Raw genomic sequence first — 15,093 nt, 5'->3', positions numbered from 1 at the left:
CACCATGACCGAAACCACCACACGCACCAACGACAGCGGCACCCCGCTCGTCCCGCTGCTGCCCGCCCCCCTCGCCCGACACACCGTCACCGCAGGCTCCGCCATCGCCCTCATCGGCACCTTCATGGCCTGGACCTGGACCAGCGACTTCCCCGGCGACCTCACCGTCGACGGCTACCCCGGCGGCCTCCAGCTCCTCACCCTCACCGGCGCGCTGCTCACCCTCCTGTTCGCCCTCTCCGCCTACGGCGTCAAGGGACTGCGCTGGCTCACCCCCGCCGGCACCAACGCACCACTGCGCCTGCTCGCCCTCGCCACCTTCGCCACCACCGGCTACACCCTCGGCGCGATATCCAGCGACCTCGGCGGCATCGTCAACCTCGAACCCGGCGCCTACGTCTCCGGCATCGGCTCCCTCATCGCCCTCGTCGCCGCCTTCGCCCTGCCCGGCGACACCCCCGGCAACGACACCACCGCGGACAACGCCTGGCAGCGCATCCGCCACACCCTCGCCGCCCCCAGCCCCCGCACCGCCAAGACCATCCCCGACTGGGCCGGCATCCTCATCATCGTCGCCGCCTTCGCCATCGGCCTCTACGTCTTCGCGTACGGCATCGACACCGAATACACCGAACTGTTCATCGGCTTCCTCATCACCGCCGTGTTCACGTTCGCCGCAATCACCCAGGCAGGCCTCCTCGCCCGCCTCTCCGCACTCACCGCACAACACCGCACCGTCACCCTCAGCGCCGCCTTCGTCGCCGCGATCTGCTTCCCCTTCACACAGTCCAGCGACGAATACGCCCTCATCGGCGCCAACATCCTCATCTTCGCCACCGTCGCCCTCGGCCTCAACGTCGTCGTCGGCCTCGCAGGCCTCCTCGACCTCGGCTACGTCGCCTTCCTCGGCGTCGGCGCCTACGCCGCAGCCCTCGTCTCCGGCGCAAGCACCTCCAGCCTCGGCGTCCACTTCCCCTTCTGGGCCGCCATCCTCGTCGGCGCCGGCGCATCCCTCATCTTCGGCGTCCTCATCGGCGCCCCCACCCTGCGCCTGCGCGGCGACTACCTCGCCATCGTCACGCTCGGCTTCGGTGAGATCTTCCGCATCACCATGAACAACCTCAACGGGAACAGCGGACCCAACGTCACCAACGGCTCCCGCGGCATCCCCGCCATCCCCGACATCACGATCTTCGGATACGACCTCGGCATCAGCCACGACATCGCCGGCTTCACCCTCGGCAAACCCGGCAACTACTACCTGCTGATGCTCATCGTCACCCTCATCGTCGTCACCGTCTTCCGCCGCAGCGCCGACAGCCGCATCGGCCGCGCCTGGGTCGCCATCCGCGAAGACGAAACCGCCGCCACCGCCATGGGCATCAACGGCTTCCGCGTCAAACTCATCGCCTTCGCACTCGGCGCCACCCTCGCCGGACTCGCCGGCACCGTACAAGGCCACCTCACCAGCACCGTCACCCCCGAGCAGTACCAATTCGCCGGCTCCGTACCCCCCAACTCCGCCTTCCTCCTCGCCGCCGTCATCCTCGGCGGCATGGGAACCATGAGCGGACCCCTCATCGGCGCCTCACTGCTCTACCTCATCCCGGCCAAACTCCAATTCATGCAGGACTACCAGCTCCTCCTCTTCGGAGTCGCCCTCATCGTCCTCATGCGCCTGCGCCCCGAAGGCATCGTCGCCGACCGCAGGAAAAAGCTCGAATTCCACGAAACCGGCCAACTCGACGTACCCGACGCAAACCTCACCGACACCGTCGGCGTCACCAAGGCGGGGGCGTGACCAGCATGACCACCACGACCAACACCGTCCTCCAAGCCAGCGGCGTCACCATGCGCTTCGGCGGACTCACCGCCGTACGAAACGTCGACCTCACCGTCAACAGCGGCGAAATCGTCGGCCTCATCGGACCCAACGGCGCAGGAAAAACCACCTTCTTCAACTGCCTCACCGGCCTGTACGTCCCCACCGAAGGAAAAGTGACGTACAAGGACACCGTCCTGCCCCCCAAGCCCCACCTCGTCACCCAAGCCGGCGTCGCCCGCACCTTCCAGAACATCCGCCTGTTCCCCAACATGACCGTCCTGGAAAACGTCCTCGTCGGCCGCCACACCCGCACCAAAGAAGGCCTCTGGTCCGCACTCCTCAGGCTCCCCGGATTCAACAAAGCGGAAAACGCCTCACGCGAACGAGCCATGGAACTCCTAGAGTTCACCGGCCTCGCCGCAAAAGCCGACCACCTCTCCCGCAACCTCCCCTACGGCGAACAACGCAAGCTCGAAATCGCCCGCGCCCTCGCCAGCGAACCCGGACTCCTCCTCCTCGACGAGCCCACCGCCGGCATGAATCCCCAAGAAACCCGCGCCGCCGAAGAACTCATCTTCGCCATCCGCGACCAAGGCATCGCCGTCCTCGTCATCGAGCACGACATGCGCTTCATCATGAACCTCTGCGACCGCGTCTCCGTCCTCGTCCAAGGCGAAAAACTCGTCGAAGGCACCCCCGACATCGTCCAGGCCGACGAACGCGTCATCGCCGCCTACCTCGGCACCCCCTTCGAAGGCGCACCCGGAGAAGAAGAAATCGCCGAAGTAGAAGCGGCGGAATCGGCGCAGAGCACCACCAGCACCGAAGGAGACACCCCGTGACCGCACTCCTCGAAGTCGAGGACCTCCGGGTCGCCTACGGCAAAATCGAAGCCGTCAAAGGCATCTCCTTCAGCGTCGAAGCAGGCCAGGTCGTCACCCTCATCGGCACCAACGGCGCCGGAAAGACCACCACCCTGCGCACCCTCTCCGGCCTCCTCGAACCCCTCGCCGGACAAATCAAATTCGACGGCAAACCACTCAAGAACGTCCCCGCACACAAAATCGTCGCCCTCGGAATGGCCCACTCCCCCGAAGGCCGCCACATCTTCCCCCGCATGACCATCGAGGACAACCTCCGCCTCGGCGCCTACCTCCGCGACGACAAAGCAGGCATCGAAAAAGACATCCAGCGCGCCTACGACCTCTTCCCCATCCTCGGAGAACGCCGCAAGCAAGCAGCCGGCACCCTCTCCGGCGGCGAGCAGCAGATGCTCGCCATGGGCCGCGCGCTGATGTCCCAACCGAAGCTATTGATGCTCGACGAACCGTCGATGGGGCTCTCACCGATCATGATGCAAAAGATCATGGCCACCATCAGCGAACTCAAAGCCCAAGGCACCACCATCCTGCTCGTCGAACAGAACGCCCAAGCCGCGCTCTCCCTCGCCGACCAGGGACACGTCATGGAAATCGGCAAAATCGTCCTCTCCGGAACCGGACAGGACCTCCTCCACGACGAATCCGTCCGCAAGGCCTACCTCGGCGAAGACTGAGCGCCGGGTACACAGGAAAGTGGCCCGCACCCGGAATCCCGGATGCGGGCCACTCAGCTGTGTATGCGGAGGCTACTGCCCCTTCGCCGCCTTCTTCTCCTCGGCGTCCTCAATAACCGCCTCGGCCACCTGCTGCATCGACATACGCCGATCCATCGACGTCTTCTGGATCCACCGGAACGCCGCCGGCTCCGACAACCCGTACTGCGTCTGCAGAACCGACTTCGCCCGGTCCACCAACTTCCGCGTCTCCAAACGCTGCGAGAGGTCCGCGACCTCCTGCTCCAGCGCCTTCAACTCCGTGAACCGCGACACCGCCATCTCGATCGCCGGCACGACATCACTCTTCGAGAACGGCTTCACCAGGTACGCCATCGCACCGGCATCCCTGGCCCGCTCGACCAGGTCCCGCTGGCTGAACGCGGTCAGCATCAACACCGGGGCGATCGACTCCTTGGCGATCAGCTCGGCGGCGGAGATCCCGTCCAGGACGGGCATCTTCACATCCAGGATCACCAGATCCGGCTGGTGCTCCCGGGCGAGCTCGACGGCCCGCTGACCGTCACCGGCCTCGCCCACGACCGAGTAGCCCTCTTCTTCGAGCATCTCTTTGAGGTCGAGGCGGATGAGGGCCTCGTCCTCGGCGATGACGACGCGGGTCGTCAACGGGGGGACGTGCGTCGCATCGTCGTCGTCTGCGATGGGCTGGGGCGACTCGGGGGCGGTCACGTGGGGCTCCTTGGTTAAGGCAGGTGCTGCTACATGAGCCTACCTAGCTCCTGTATGTTTGAGATACGAGGGGTCTCCGGTATCCTTCGTTTCGAAGGGGCCCCGGTAGCCCAGCGGTAGAGGCCATGGATTCAAAACCCATACAGCGTCGGTTCGAATCCGACTCGGGGCACTTCTCCTTCGATTCCAAGGTTCACCAGACCGTTGGGGATCTTCACTCGACCTGGTGAACACGTGGTCGAATTGCTGCCGTGGGTCACGCACACGGCAAATCTGGCAGCCATGTACGACACCTCAACGCGACGTTATGCCTTAGCGCTCCTCGCCCAGGGCCGCAGCATGAACTCCGTCAGCAACCAGACCGGGATATCGCGCGCAGCGATCCGCGCCTGGCAGACCCGCATCGAGCCACTGCCCCGACTGCTCGCCAACGCCAACCCCTGCCCCAGATGCCGCCCCGCGCCGGGCGCACCAGAAGACGCCGCCTCGTACTCGTACCTCCTCGGCCTCTACCTAGGCGATGGCTGCATCAGCGCGCATCCGCGTGGAGTCGGCCACTACCTGCGCATCGCGTGCGCCGACGCATGGCCCGGCCTCATAGAGGCGTGCCAGACGGCGATCAAGGCAGTGCGCCCGGAGAGCGGCGTCTACAACCTGCAGAAGCAGGGGTGCGTGTCCGTGACCAGCTACGACCGCCACTGGCCATGCCTGTTCCCACAGCACGGCCCTGGCAAGAAGCACAGCCGCCTCATCGCGCTCGAACCCTGGCAGCAAGCCATCGTCGACGCCCACCCCTGGGAGTTCATCCGTGGCCTCATCCATTCCGACGGCTGTCGCATCACCAACTGGACGGAGAAGATCATCGGCGGGGAGCGGAAGCGGTACGAGTACGTCCGGTACTTCTTCACCAACACGTCCACGGACATCCTGGGCCTCTTCACTGACACCCTCGACCGGGTCGCTGTGGAGTGGCGCTCCGCGAACCACGGCAGGCGCGCCCAGAACATATCCGTCGCGAAGCGGCACTCAGTAGAACTCATGGACCAGCACATAGGCCCCAAGTACTGACCCCGCACAAAAGAGGGCGAGGGCCCCCTGCGCAGGGAGGGGCAAGGGGCCGGCTCCCAGGGTTACTTGGGGCTGTCGTCCTCGCCGATGTGGTGGACGCGGACCAGGTTCGTCGAACCCGGAACCCCCGGCGGGGAGCCCGCCGTGATGACGACCACGTCGCCCTTCTTGCAGCGGCCCACCTTCAGCAGCATCTCGTCGACCTGAGCCACCATCTCGTCGGTGGATTCGACGTGCGGGCCGAGGAACGTCTCGACGCCCCACGTGAGGTTGAGCTGGGAGCGCGTCGCCGGCACCGGGGTGAAGGCGAGGAGCGGGATCGGGGAGCGGTACCTGGACAACCGCTTGACCGTGTCGCCGGACTGGGTGAAGGCGACGAGGAATTTCGCGCCGAGGAAGTCGCCCATTTCCGCGGCCGCCCGGGCCACGGCGCCGCCCTGCGTACGGGGCTTGTTGCGGTCGGTCAGTGGGGGCAGGCCCTTGGCCAGGACGTCTTCCTCGGCCGCTTCGACGATGCGGCCCATCGTCTTCACCGTCTCGATGGGGTACTTGCCGACGCTGGTCTCGCCGGAGAGCATCACCGCGTCGGTGCCGTCGATGACGGCGTTGGCGACGTCGCTCGCTTCGGCCCTGGTGGGGCGGGAGTTGTCGATCATTGAGTCGAGCATTTGGGTGGCGACGATGACCGGTTTGGCGTTGCGCTTCGCCAGCTTGATGGCTCGCTTTTGGACGATCGGGACGAGTTCGAGGGGCATTTCGACGCCGAGGTCGCCGCGGGCGACCATGATTCCGTCGAAGGCGGCGACGATGTCGTCGATGTTGTCGACGGCCTGGGGTTTTTCGATTTTGGCGATGACGGGGAGGCGGCGGCCTTCTTCGTCCATGATGCGGTGGACGTCTTCGATGTCGCGGCCGCTGCGGACGAAGGAGAGGGCGATGATGTCGGCTCCGGTGCGCAGGGCCCAGCGGAGGTCGTCCTGGTCCTTTTCGGAGAGGGCGGGTACGGAGACGGCGACTCCGGGGAGGTTGAGGCCTTTGTGGTCGGAGACCATGCCGCCTTCGGTGACGAGGGTGTGGACGCGGGGTCCGTCGACGGCGGTGACTTGGAGGGCGACTTTGCCGTCGTCTACGAGGATGCGTTCGCCGGTGGTGACGTCGGCGGCGAGGCCGGGGTAGGTGGTGCCGCAGAGGTGGCGGTCGCCTTGGGTGTCGGGTTCGACGGTGATGGTGAACTCGTCGCCGCGTTCAAGGAGTACGGGGCCTTCGGTGAAGCGTCCGAGGCGGATCTTCGGGCCTTGAAGGTCGGCGAGGATGCCGACGTTGTGGCCGGTTTCTCCGGAGGCTTTGCGGACGTGGTGGTAGCGCTCTTCGTGGTCGGCGTAGGTGCCGTGGCTGAGGTTGAAGCGGGCTACGTCCATTCCGGCTTCGACCAGGGCTTTGATCTGGTCGTATGTGTTGGTGGCGGGGCCCAGGGTGCAGACGATTTTGGCTCGGCGCATGGTTCGAGCCTAGGGCTTACCGGTGGGTAGAGATTTCGTCGCGGGTTACTGCTCAACAACCTTTGCGTGAAGGGTGGTTGACAAGTGTTGAATTGTGCGCGGGGGCGCTCCGATGAGCGTGTCGGGGCGCCCGGCGTGCGTCCGTACTGCCCGGTGTCAGAGGTTTGGCGGGGTCATGATGAAGCGGGCGTTGACGCGGGCGTGGACGGATTGGCGTTGGGGTTCGAGGTCGAGGGCGGGGGCGGGTTCGGCGGTGCCGGGGGCTGCGGCGCGGAAGGCCATGCCGCCGCCTGCGGGGTGGCCGTAGCCGGTGGTGGGGGTGTCGGCGCCGGGGTCGGAGAGTTCGACGAGGGCGGCGAGGGTGGTGCCGAGGGCGTCGGCGTATTCGCGGGCGCGTACGACGGCTTGCTGGACGGCTTGGCGGCGTACTGCGCTGTGGGCGGGTGAGTCGTGGCGCAGGGACCACCAGGGGCCGTCGACGCGGGTGAGTTCGAGGTCGGCGAGGCGGGTGGCGAGTTCGCCGAGTGCGGTGAAGTCGGTGAGTTCGACGGTGATGTGGACGGTGCCGTGGTAGGTGCGTACGCGTTCGCCGCGGCCGTGTTTGGTGAGTTCGGGGGTGAGGGTGAAGGCTCCGGTTTCGAGTTTTTCGATTTCGTCGCCGTAGCTTTTGATGAGGTCGATGGTGTGGGTGTTGCGGCGGGTGAGGTCGTCGAGGGTGGCGCGGCGGTCGGGGCCGCGGGTGGCGATGGTGATGGTGATGCGGGCGATTTCGGGGTCTACTTCGAGGTGGGCTTCGCCGTGGACGGCGAGGCGTGGCTGGTCGGGGGTTCCGTAGGGCTGGGTGTCGGTCATGGGGCTCACTGTGGCATCTCGTTCTGTCAGGTGCCGGTCATCAGATCGAAACCTGCGGGGGGTGTTGCGGGGGGTGGCTGTTGCGTCAGAATCCGTGGGTTCTACGCGCGTCGCGGTCCCGGTGGACGATGCGAGGGGCCGTCCCTTCGGTCCGCCCAACTTCTACGCGCGTCACACGACTTCAGGGAGATGACCATGCCGCTGAACCGCAGGACGTTCCTGGGCACTACGGCCGCCGCAGGGGCCGGTGTGGCTGTTGCCGGGGGTACGGCGCTGCCCGCCGAGGCCGAGACGCGGAGCCAGGGGGACCACGGGCACGGACGTCCGCCGAAGCGGTACGCGTTCTCAGTGATGGGCACGACGGATCTGCACGGCCATGTCTTCAACTGGGACTACTTCACGGACAAGGAGTACGACGACGCGGCGCACAACGACGTCGGTCTGGCGAAGATCTCGACGTTGGTGGATCAGGTCCGCAAGGAGAAGGGCCGTCACAACACGCTGTTGATCGATGCGGGTGACATCATCCAGGGCACTCAGCTGTCGTACTACTACGCGCGGGTGGAGCCGATCACGGGTTCGGGCGGCAAGCGGGGCCCAAAGCATCCGATGGCGCTGGCGATGAACCACATGCGCTACGACGCCGCCGCGCTCGGCAATCATGAGTTCAATTACGGTATTCCGACGCTGCGGGCGTTCCAGGACCAGCTCGACTTCCCTCTCCTGGGGGCGAATGCGCTGGATGCGAAGACGTTGAAGCCGGCGTTTCCTCCGTACACGGTGCGGTGTCTGAAGGTGCCGCACGGGCCGGATGTGAAGGTGGGGATCCTGGGTCTGACGAATCCGGGGATAGCGATCTGGGACAAGGCCAATGTGCAGGGGAAGATGACGTTCCCGGGTCTGGTGGAGCAGGCGAAGATCTATGTGCCGAAGCTGCGGGCGCTGGGTTGTGACGTGGTGATCTGTACGGATCACTCGGGGCTTGACGGCAGCACGTCGTACGGGGATGCGTTGCCGTATCCGGAGAACGCGTCGTCGTTGGTGGCGGAGCAGGTGCCGGGTATTGATGCGATTCTGGTGGGTCACACGCACAAGGAGGTGGCGTCGCGGACGGTGGTGAACAAGGAGACCGGTAAGTCCGTGGTGCTGTCCGAGCCGTACATGTGGGGTATGCGGCTGAGTGTCTTCGACTTCGCCCTGGAGTTCTCGAAGGGGCGTTGGCATGTGACGTCGGTGACGGCGGAGGTTCGGAACGCGAATGCGGTGGCCGAGGATCCGGTGGTGAAGAGGCTGGTGAAGGCGGAGCACGACAAGGTCGTGGCGTACGTCAATCAGGTGGTGGGCACCAATGGTGCTGAGATGCGGTCGACGGAGGCTCCGTACAAGGATGTGCCGATCATTGACCTGATCAATCACATTCAGGCGGAGACGGTGAAGGCGGCGCTTGCGTCGACCGAGTACAAGTCGCTGCCCGTCCTTTCGCAGGCGGCGTGTTTCTCGCGGTCGGCGGTGATTCCGGCCGGCAAGGTGACGATCAGGGATGTGGCGGGTCTGTATGTGTACGAGAACACGTTGGAGGCACGGCTTCTGACGGGTGCTCAGGTGCGGGCGTATCTGGAGTTCTCGGCGAACTACTACGTGCAGACGACGGGCACGGTGGATCCTGCGAAGATCACTAACGCGAACAGTACGCCGGACTACAACTACGACGTGGTGAGTGGCGTTTCGTACGAGGTGGACATCGCGAAGCCTGCCGGTTCGCGGGTTTCGAAGGTGATGTTCGACGGGAAGCCGTTGGACGACAAGGCGCAGTTCGTGCTTGCCGTGAACAATTACCGGGCCAATGGTGGCGGTAATTTCCCGGGGGTGGCGACCGCCAAGCAGTTGTGGGCGAACTCCGACGAGATCCGTAACACGATGATCGCGTGGGTGAAGGCGAAGGGTGTCATCGATCAGGCGGAGTTCGCTTCGGTGGACTGGAAGCTGACGCAGAACGGTGTTGCCGTGTTCTGAGCCGTCGGCTCGTTGTGTGTCACCGCTGTTCGACGAGCGGTACCAGGCCCCCTGGCTGTTGTGCCGGGCGGGCCTGGTTTTTTTTGCCGAGGCCGAAGGTGGTGAAGGAGGTGCGGGTGGGCAGGGGGTAGGGCTCTTTGCCGGTGAGGGAGTTGAGGATGACGGCGCTGCGCCAGGCGGCGAGGCCGAGGTCGGGGGTGCCGACGCCGTGGGTGTGTTTTTCGGCGTTCTGGATGTAGACGTTCCCGGTGACGGTGGTGTCGAGGAGGAGCCTGAACTCCGCGTCGATGCGGGGGCGTTGGGCGGTGTCGTAGCGCATGTAGGGGTCGAGTCCGGCGAGCAGCTGGGTGAGGGGGCGTTCGCGGTAGCCGGTGGCGAGGACGACGGCGTCGGTGGTGAGGCGGTCGCGTACGCCTTGCTGGGTGTGTTCGAGGTGGAGTTCGACCTTGGTGGTGGCGACGCGTCCCGCGGTGCGTACGCAGACGCCGGGGGTCATGGTGACGTCGGGCCAGCCGCCGTGCTGGGTGCGGCGGTAGAGCTCGTCGTGGATGGCGGCCATGGTGTCGGCGTCGATGCCTTTGTGGAGTTGCCACTGGCGGGGCAGGAGCTGGTCGCGTACGGCTTCGGGCAGGGCGTGGAAGTAGCGGGTGTAGTCGGGGGTGAAGTGTTCGAGGCCGAGCTTGGAGTACTCCATGGGTGCGAAGGCTTCGGTGCGGGCGAGCCAGGTGATTTTTTCGGCGCCGGCGGGGCGGTTGCGCAGGAGGTCGAGGAAGACTTCGGCGCCTGACTGGCCGGAGCCGATGACGGTGATGTGGCCGGCGGTGAGGAGTCGTTCGCGGTGCTTGAGGTAGTCGGCGGAGTGGATGACGGGGACGGTGGGGGCGTCGGCGAGGGGTTTGAGGGGTTCGGGGATGTGGGGTTGGGTGCCGACGCCGACGACGAGGTGGTGGGCGTAGGTGCGGCCGAGTGCTTCGGCTTCGCCGTGGAGGTCGAGTTGGGTGTAGTCGATTTCGAAGAGGGCGCGTTCGGGGTTCCAGCGGACGGCGTCGATCTGGTGGGAGAAGTGGAGGTCGGTGAGGTTTTCGCTGACCCAGCGGCAGTAGGCGTCGTATTCGGTGCGCTGGATGTGGAATTTTTCGGCGAAGTAGAACGGGAAGAGCCGTTCGCGGTGCTTGAGGTAGCTGAGGAATGACCAGGGGCTGGCGGGGTCGACGAGGGTGACGAGGTCGGCGAGGAAGGGGACTTGGAGGGTGGCGCCTTCGATGAGGAGGCCGGGGTGCCAGTGGAAGGCGGGGCGTTGTTCGTAGAAGGCGGTGTCGAGTCCGCCGGGTACGCCGTGGGCGAGGGCGGCGAGGGAGAGGTTGAAGGGTCCGATGCCGATGCCGACGAGGTCGCGGGGGTGTCCTTCGGGTGTGGGGGGTTGGGGGGTCATCGGGGGGTGCCTTCCGTGCTGGTGCTGAGGGTGGTTTCGAGGAGGGTGTGCAGGTCGTGGGGGGTGAGGTGGGGGTTGAGGAGGGTGGCTTTGAGCCAGAGGCGGCCGTCGGCGCGGGCGCGGCCGAGGACGGCGGTGCCGTTGGTGAGCAGGGTGCGGCGGATGTGGGCGACGGTGTCGTCGGTGGCGTCGCGGGGGCGGAAGAGGACGGTGGTGAGGGCGGGGTGTTCGTAGAGCTCCAACTTGTGGTGCTGGTCGATGAGTTGGGCGAGTTCGCGGGCGTGGGTGTGGACGTGGTCGATGAGGTGGGCGAGGCCGTCGCGGCCGAGGGCTCGTAGGGTGACGGCGATTTTGAGGACGTCGGGGCGGCGGGTGGTGCGCAGGGAGCGGCCGAGGAGGTCGGGGAGGCCCGCGTCGGTGTCGTCGTCGGCGTTGAGGTAGTCGGCGGTGTGGCCGAGGGGGTTGAGGTGGTGGGGGTCGGCGACGGCGAGGAGTCCGGCGGCGACGGGTTGCCAGCCGAGTTTGTGCAGGTCGAGGGTGACGGTGTGGGCGCGTTCGATGCCTGCGAGTCGGTGGCGGTGGCGGTCGCTGAAGAGGAGGGGGCCGCCGTAGGCGGCATCCACGTGGAGGGGCGCGTGGTGGGTGGCGCAGAGGTCGGCGATGGCGGGCAGGGGGTCGATGGCGCCGGTGTCGGTGGTGCCGGCGGTGGCGACGACGAGGAGGGGGTGGTGGAGGTCGGTGAGGGCGTCGTCGAGGGCGGCGAGGTCGGTGGTGCCGGTGGGGGCGGGTACGACGACGGGTTCGGGCAGGCCGAGGAGCCAGGCGGCGCGGTGGATGGAGTGGTGGGTGTGGGCGCCGCACACGACTTGGACGGGGCCGTGGTGTTCGCGGGCGAGGAGGAGGGCGAGCTGGTTGGACTCGGTGCCGCCGGTGGTGATGAGGGCGTCGCCGTGGGGCCAGATTTCCTGGCCGAGGGTGCGGGTGAGTAGTGCTTCGAGTGCGGAGGCGGCGGGGGCCTGGTCCCAGGAGTCCAGGGACGGGTTGAGGGCCGATGCTGCGAGGTCGGCGGCCGTAGCGAGGGCGAGGGGCGGGGTGTGGAGGTGGGCGGCGCAGTGGGGTTCGGCGGGGTCGGCGGCGCCTTCGGCGAGGGCGCGGACGAGGGTGGTGAGGGCTTCTTGGGCGCCGGTGCCGTGGGTGGGGAGGATGTCGTGGGCGGCGTCGTGGACGCGCCGGGCGACGGCTTCGGGGCCGCCCGGGGGCAGGGGGCCGCCGCGGGTTTTCGCCCCTTGGTGGAGGGCGTCGAGTACGACGTCGAGGAGGGGGCGCAGGGCCGCGGGCCCTGCGGTGCCTCCGGCGAGGGGCGGGCTGTGCATGGGGTTCCTTCGGGTGTGCGAGCAGCGGCTTGCACCAGCGTGGTCCGCTGTCTGCCGGTGAAGCCGCTGTGCTCAACGATCTCTACCCGAAAGTGGTATTGCCTTGCGGTGGGGGCGAGTTGGGGTGGGTGGTTGCTGCTATGGCCCGCTCGGGCCGCCCCTGGCTCGCCCCTCGGTGGTTCAGCTGCGTACGGTCAGGGCGCGGCGCAGGTCGTCGACCTGGTCGGCGAGTTTGCGGCGCAGGGCGGGCAGGAGGTCGGTCCGGTCGAGGCAGGTTTCGCCGAGGTGTACGGCGTCGGCGTCGACGACGGGGCCGGGGAAGGCGTCGCGGCCGGCGGCTTCGGCGATGGCGGGGCCGCGGCGGGCGGCGAGGGGGACGACGTCCTGGTAGTAGCGGGTGACGTAGGGCTGGAGGATGTCGGCCTGTTCGGGTTGCCAGAAGCCTTGGGCGGTGGCGGTGAACAGGTAGTTGGACAGGGTGTCGCTCTGGAACATGGCGGTCCAGGCGGCTTCCTTGGCGGCGGGGGTGGGCAGGGCGGCGCGGCAGCGGGCGGCGCCTTCTTCGCCGGTGGCGCTGGGGTCGGCGGCGAGGGCGGCGGCGATTTCCTTGTCGTCGGTGGCGCCGAGGACGGCGAGCCGGGTGAGGATGCGCCAGCGCAGTTCGGGGTCGAGTTCGGGGCCGCCGGGGACGCTGCCTTCCTCCAGCCAGCCGCGGATGGTGTCGGGCTGGGCCGCGGCGTCGATGAAGTGGCGTACGGCGGTGAGGCGCAGGCCGGGGTTGCTGCCGTCCTCGGTGCGGCGCAGGAGGGCGCGGGTGAGGTCGGTGAGGAGGGCGAGGGCGGCGGGGCGGTCGGCCGTGGCGAGGTAGCGGTTGGTGATCTGGGTGGCGGCGAAGGTGAGGACGCCCTGGACGACGGCGAGGTCGGCTTCCTCCGCGAGGTGGGCGCGGGCGGTCTCCAGGTAGGCGGCGGGCGGGAGTTCGCCGTAACGGACCATGTCGCGCAGGGTGTTCCACAGGACGGCGCGGGTGAGTGCGTCGGGTACGCCGGCCAGGGAGCGATGGGCTGTTTCGGCGGAGGTGTCGTCGAGGCGGACCTTGGCGTAGGTGAGGTCCTGGTCGTTGAGGACGAGGAGGGCGGGGCGCCGTCCGGGGCGTGCGGTGGCGGCTTCACCCTGGGGTGCGCCGAAGGTCTGGGGGGCGTCGGTGGCTTGGGGGACGTCGGTTGCTTGGGGGACGTCGATGTCGAAGCGTTCGCGCAGGACGAGGTGGCGGCCGTCGTTGATGTCGCGGTCGTAGGCTCCGACGGTGAGGCGGTGGGGGCGGTCGCCGTGCTGGGTGATGGTGAGGTGCCAGTTGCCGTCGGCTTCGGTGACGGTGGGGGTGAGGGTGTCGACTCCGGTGGTGCCGAGCCACCGCTGGGCCCAGGCGTGGACGTCGCGGTCGGTGGTGGAGGCGAGGGAGTCGATGAAGTCGGCGAGGGTGGCGTTGGCGAACTTGTGCCGGTTGAAGTGGGTGTTGATGCCGGCGAGGAAGTCCTTTTCGCCGAGCCAGGCGACGAGTTGGCGCAGCGCCGAGGCGCCCTTGGCGTAGGAGATGCCGTCGAAGTTGAGCATCGCGGAGGCGGTGTCGGGGACGGCGTCGGGTGCGGGGGCGACGGGGTGGGTGGTGGGCCGCTGGTCGGCGTCGTAGCCCCAGGCCTTGCGGGCGATGCCGAAGTCGACCCAGGTTTCCGTGAAGCGGGTTGCTTCGGTGAGGGTCTGGTAGCCCATGTATTCGGCGAAGGACTCGTTCAGCCAGATGTCGTCCCACCATCGGAGGGTGACGAGGTCGCCGAACCACATGTGGGCCATTTCGTGGGCGATGACCATGGCGCGGGTCTGGCGTTCGGTGTCGGTGACGGCGGAGCGGTAGACGAATTCGTCGCGGAAGGTGACGAGTCCGGGGTTCTCCATGGCGCCGGCGTTGAATTCGGGGACGAAGGCCTGGTCGTAGGAGTCGAAGGGGTAGGGCTCGTCGAACTTCTCGTGGTAGCGGTCGTAGCACTGCCGGGTGACCTCGAAGAGTTCGTCGGCGTCGGCGTCGAGGTGGGGGGCGAGCGAGCGGCGGCAGTGCAGGCCGAAGGGCAGGCCTGCGTGTTCGGTGGTCACCGAGTGCCAGGGGCCGGCGGCGAACGCTACGAGGTAGGTGGAGATGAGGGGGGTGGTGGCGGCTTTCCAGCGGCCGTCGTCCTGCTGCTCGGTGATGCCGTTGGCGAGGACCTTCCAGCCGTCGGGGGCCTTGACGGTGAGGTCGAAGGCGGCCTTGAGGTCCGGCTGGTCGAAGGCGGCGAAGACGCGCTGGACGTCTTCCATGAAGAGCTGGGTGTAGGCGTAGGTCTCGCCGTCGGCCGGGTCGGTGAAGCGGTGCAGGCCTTCGCCGGTGTGTGAGTAGTTCATGACGGCGTCGACGTGCAGCTCGTGGGGGCCCGCGGTGAGGTGGGTCAGGGCGAGGCGGTTCCCGGTGAGGGTCTCGGGGTCCAGGGGCTGCCCGTCGAGGGTGGCCGAGCGCAGAATGGCGGGCTTGAGCTCGACGAAGGTGTCCCCGGCGGTGCGTGCGGTGAAGTGGATGGCGGTGCGGGATGCGAAGGTGTCCTCGCCGCCGGTGGTCAGATCGAGTTCGATGCGATACCGCTGTACGTCGAGGAACTGGGCTCGGGTCTGCGCTTCGTCGCGCGTCAGTACGGACATGGGGCCCATGCTGCCTGATG

General features: G+C 67.3%; 11 protein-coding genes and 1 tRNA gene. 6 read left to right on the top strand and 6 right to left on the bottom strand.

The annotated features are described in order from the left end of the window. Positions 1 to 4 precede the first annotated feature (4 nt). Genes IE206_RS07455 through IE206_RS07445 form a run of 3 tightly spaced genes read left to right on the top strand, consistent with a single transcriptional unit; the run spans position 5 to position 3,380 of the window. Entirely contained in the window at positions 5 to 1,801 is a 1,797-nt protein-coding gene (locus IE206_RS07455) for a branched-chain amino acid ABC transporter permease (protein ID WP_189961205.1), read from the top strand. 5 nt (positions 1,802 to 1,806) lie between these two features. Next, on the top strand, positions 1,807 to 2,667 hold the full coding sequence (locus IE206_RS07450) for an ABC transporter ATP-binding protein (RefSeq protein WP_373300888.1): 861 nt from the start codon (positions 1,807 to 1,809) through the stop codon (positions 2,665 to 2,667). Next, entirely contained in the window at positions 2,664 to 3,380 is a 717-nt protein-coding gene (locus IE206_RS07445) for an ABC transporter ATP-binding protein (protein ID WP_189961203.1), read from the top strand. The genes IE206_RS07450 and IE206_RS07445 overlap by 4 nt, the downstream gene beginning before the upstream one ends. Before the next feature lie 72 nt (positions 3,381 to 3,452). Here the strand turns inward: IE206_RS07445 and IE206_RS07440 are convergent, their stop codons facing one another. Then, positions 3,453 to 4,109 carry an ANTAR domain-containing response regulator gene (locus IE206_RS07440; protein ID WP_053729283.1) on the bottom strand — a complete coding sequence of 219 codons (657 nt, stop codon included), beginning with the start codon at positions 4,107 to 4,109 and terminating at the stop codon, positions 3,453 to 3,455. Between the two features lie 99 nt (positions 4,110 to 4,208). Between IE206_RS07440 and IE206_RS07435 the strand changes: the two genes are divergently transcribed. Continuing rightward, positions 4,209 to 4,281 (top strand) — tRNA-Leu (locus tag IE206_RS07435). 110 nt (positions 4,282 to 4,391) lie between these two features. Beyond that, positions 4,392 to 5,177: a transcriptional regulator gene (locus IE206_RS07430; protein WP_189961202.1), complete on the top strand. Its 786-nt coding sequence runs from the start codon at positions 4,392 to 4,394 to the stop codon at positions 5,175 to 5,177. A gap of 62 nt (positions 5,178 to 5,239) precedes the next feature. Here the strand turns inward: IE206_RS07430 and pyk are convergent, their stop codons facing one another. Both pyk and IE206_RS07420 read right to left on the bottom strand, forming a co-directional pair. Continuing rightward, positions 5,240 to 6,676, bottom strand: a complete 1,437-nt coding sequence (pyk, locus tag IE206_RS07425; RefSeq protein ID WP_189961201.1) for a pyruvate kinase — start codon at positions 6,674 to 6,676, stop codon at positions 5,240 to 5,242. Positions 6,677 to 6,832: 156 nt separating this feature from the next. Beyond that, positions 6,833 to 7,528 carry an SIMPL domain-containing protein gene (locus tag IE206_RS07420; RefSeq protein WP_189961200.1) on the bottom strand — a complete coding sequence of 232 codons (696 nt, stop codon included), beginning with the start codon at positions 7,526 to 7,528 and terminating at the stop codon, positions 6,833 to 6,835. Between the two features lie 195 nt (positions 7,529 to 7,723). Between IE206_RS07420 and IE206_RS07415 the strand changes: the two genes are divergently transcribed. Beyond that, the gene (locus tag IE206_RS07415; protein ID WP_189961199.1) at positions 7,724 to 9,541 is read left to right on the top strand and encodes a bifunctional metallophosphatase/5'-nucleotidase; all 1,818 of its coding nucleotides are present in this window, start codon (positions 7,724 to 7,726) and stop codon (positions 9,539 to 9,541) included. A gap of 19 nt (positions 9,542 to 9,560) precedes the next feature. Here IE206_RS07415 and IE206_RS07410 read toward each other — a convergent pair whose 3' ends face one another. The 3 genes from IE206_RS07410 to pepN all read right to left on the bottom strand — a co-directional run bounded on the left by IE206_RS07410 (position 9,561) and on the right by pepN (position 15,073). Beyond that, on the bottom strand, positions 9,561 to 10,973 hold the full coding sequence (locus tag IE206_RS07410; protein ID WP_189961198.1) for a lysine N(6)-hydroxylase/L-ornithine N(5)-oxygenase family protein: 1,413 nt from the start codon (positions 10,971 to 10,973) through the stop codon (positions 9,561 to 9,563). After that, positions 10,970 to 12,346: a pyridoxal phosphate-dependent decarboxylase family protein gene (locus tag IE206_RS07405; protein WP_189961197.1), complete on the bottom strand. Its 1,377-nt coding sequence runs from the start codon at positions 12,344 to 12,346 to the stop codon at positions 10,970 to 10,972. Before IE206_RS07405 ends, IE206_RS07410 begins: the two co-directional genes overlap by 4 nt. A gap of 180 nt (positions 12,347 to 12,526) precedes the next feature. Beyond that, positions 12,527 to 15,073 (bottom strand): aminopeptidase N, encoded by a 2,547-nt coding sequence (pepN, locus tag IE206_RS07400; RefSeq protein ID WP_189961196.1) that lies wholly within the window; start codon positions 15,071 to 15,073, stop codon positions 12,527 to 12,529. Between the last annotated feature and the right edge of the window lie 20 nt (positions 15,074 to 15,093).

This window comes from Streptomyces violascens (genome assembly GCF_014649955.1).
GTDB lineage: Bacteria > Actinomycetota > Actinomycetes > Streptomycetales > Streptomycetaceae > Streptomyces > Streptomyces violascens.
The sequence above is the reverse complement of the archived record's forward strand: the minus strand, read 5'-3'. Positions and strand labels throughout refer to the sequence as shown.

What these genes read in the sequence shown, in the direction of transcription:
- IE206_RS07405 (WP_189961197.1), bottom strand. Translation starts at nt 12,346, where the DNA reads ATGCACAGCCCGCCCCTCGCCGGAGGCACCGCAGGGCCCGCGGCCCTG.
- IE206_RS07455 (WP_189961205.1), top strand. Translation starts at nt 5, where the DNA reads ATGACCGAAACCACCACACGCACCAACGACAGCGGCACCCCGCTCGTC.
- IE206_RS07450 (WP_373300888.1), top strand. Translation starts at nt 1,807, where the DNA reads ATGACCACCACGACCAACACCGTCCTCCAAGCCAGCGGCGTCACCATG.
- IE206_RS07415 (WP_189961199.1), top strand. Translation starts at nt 7,724, where the DNA reads ATGCCGCTGAACCGCAGGACGTTCCTGGGCACTACGGCCGCCGCAGGG.
- IE206_RS07420 (WP_189961200.1), bottom strand. Translation starts at nt 7,528, where the DNA reads ATGACCGACACCCAGCCCTACGGAACCCCCGACCAGCCACGCCTCGCC.
- IE206_RS07430 (WP_189961202.1), top strand. Translation starts at nt 4,392, where the DNA reads ATGTACGACACCTCAACGCGACGTTATGCCTTAGCGCTCCTCGCCCAG.
- pepN (WP_189961196.1), bottom strand. Translation starts at nt 15,073, where the DNA reads ATGTCCGTACTGACGCGCGACGAAGCGCAGACCCGAGCCCAGTTCCTC.
- IE206_RS07410 (WP_189961198.1), bottom strand. Translation starts at nt 10,973, where the DNA reads ATGACCCCCCAACCCCCCACACCCGAAGGACACCCCCGCGACCTCGTC.
- pyk (WP_189961201.1), bottom strand. Translation starts at nt 6,676, where the DNA reads ATGCGCCGAGCCAAAATCGTCTGCACCCTGGGCCCCGCCACCAACACA.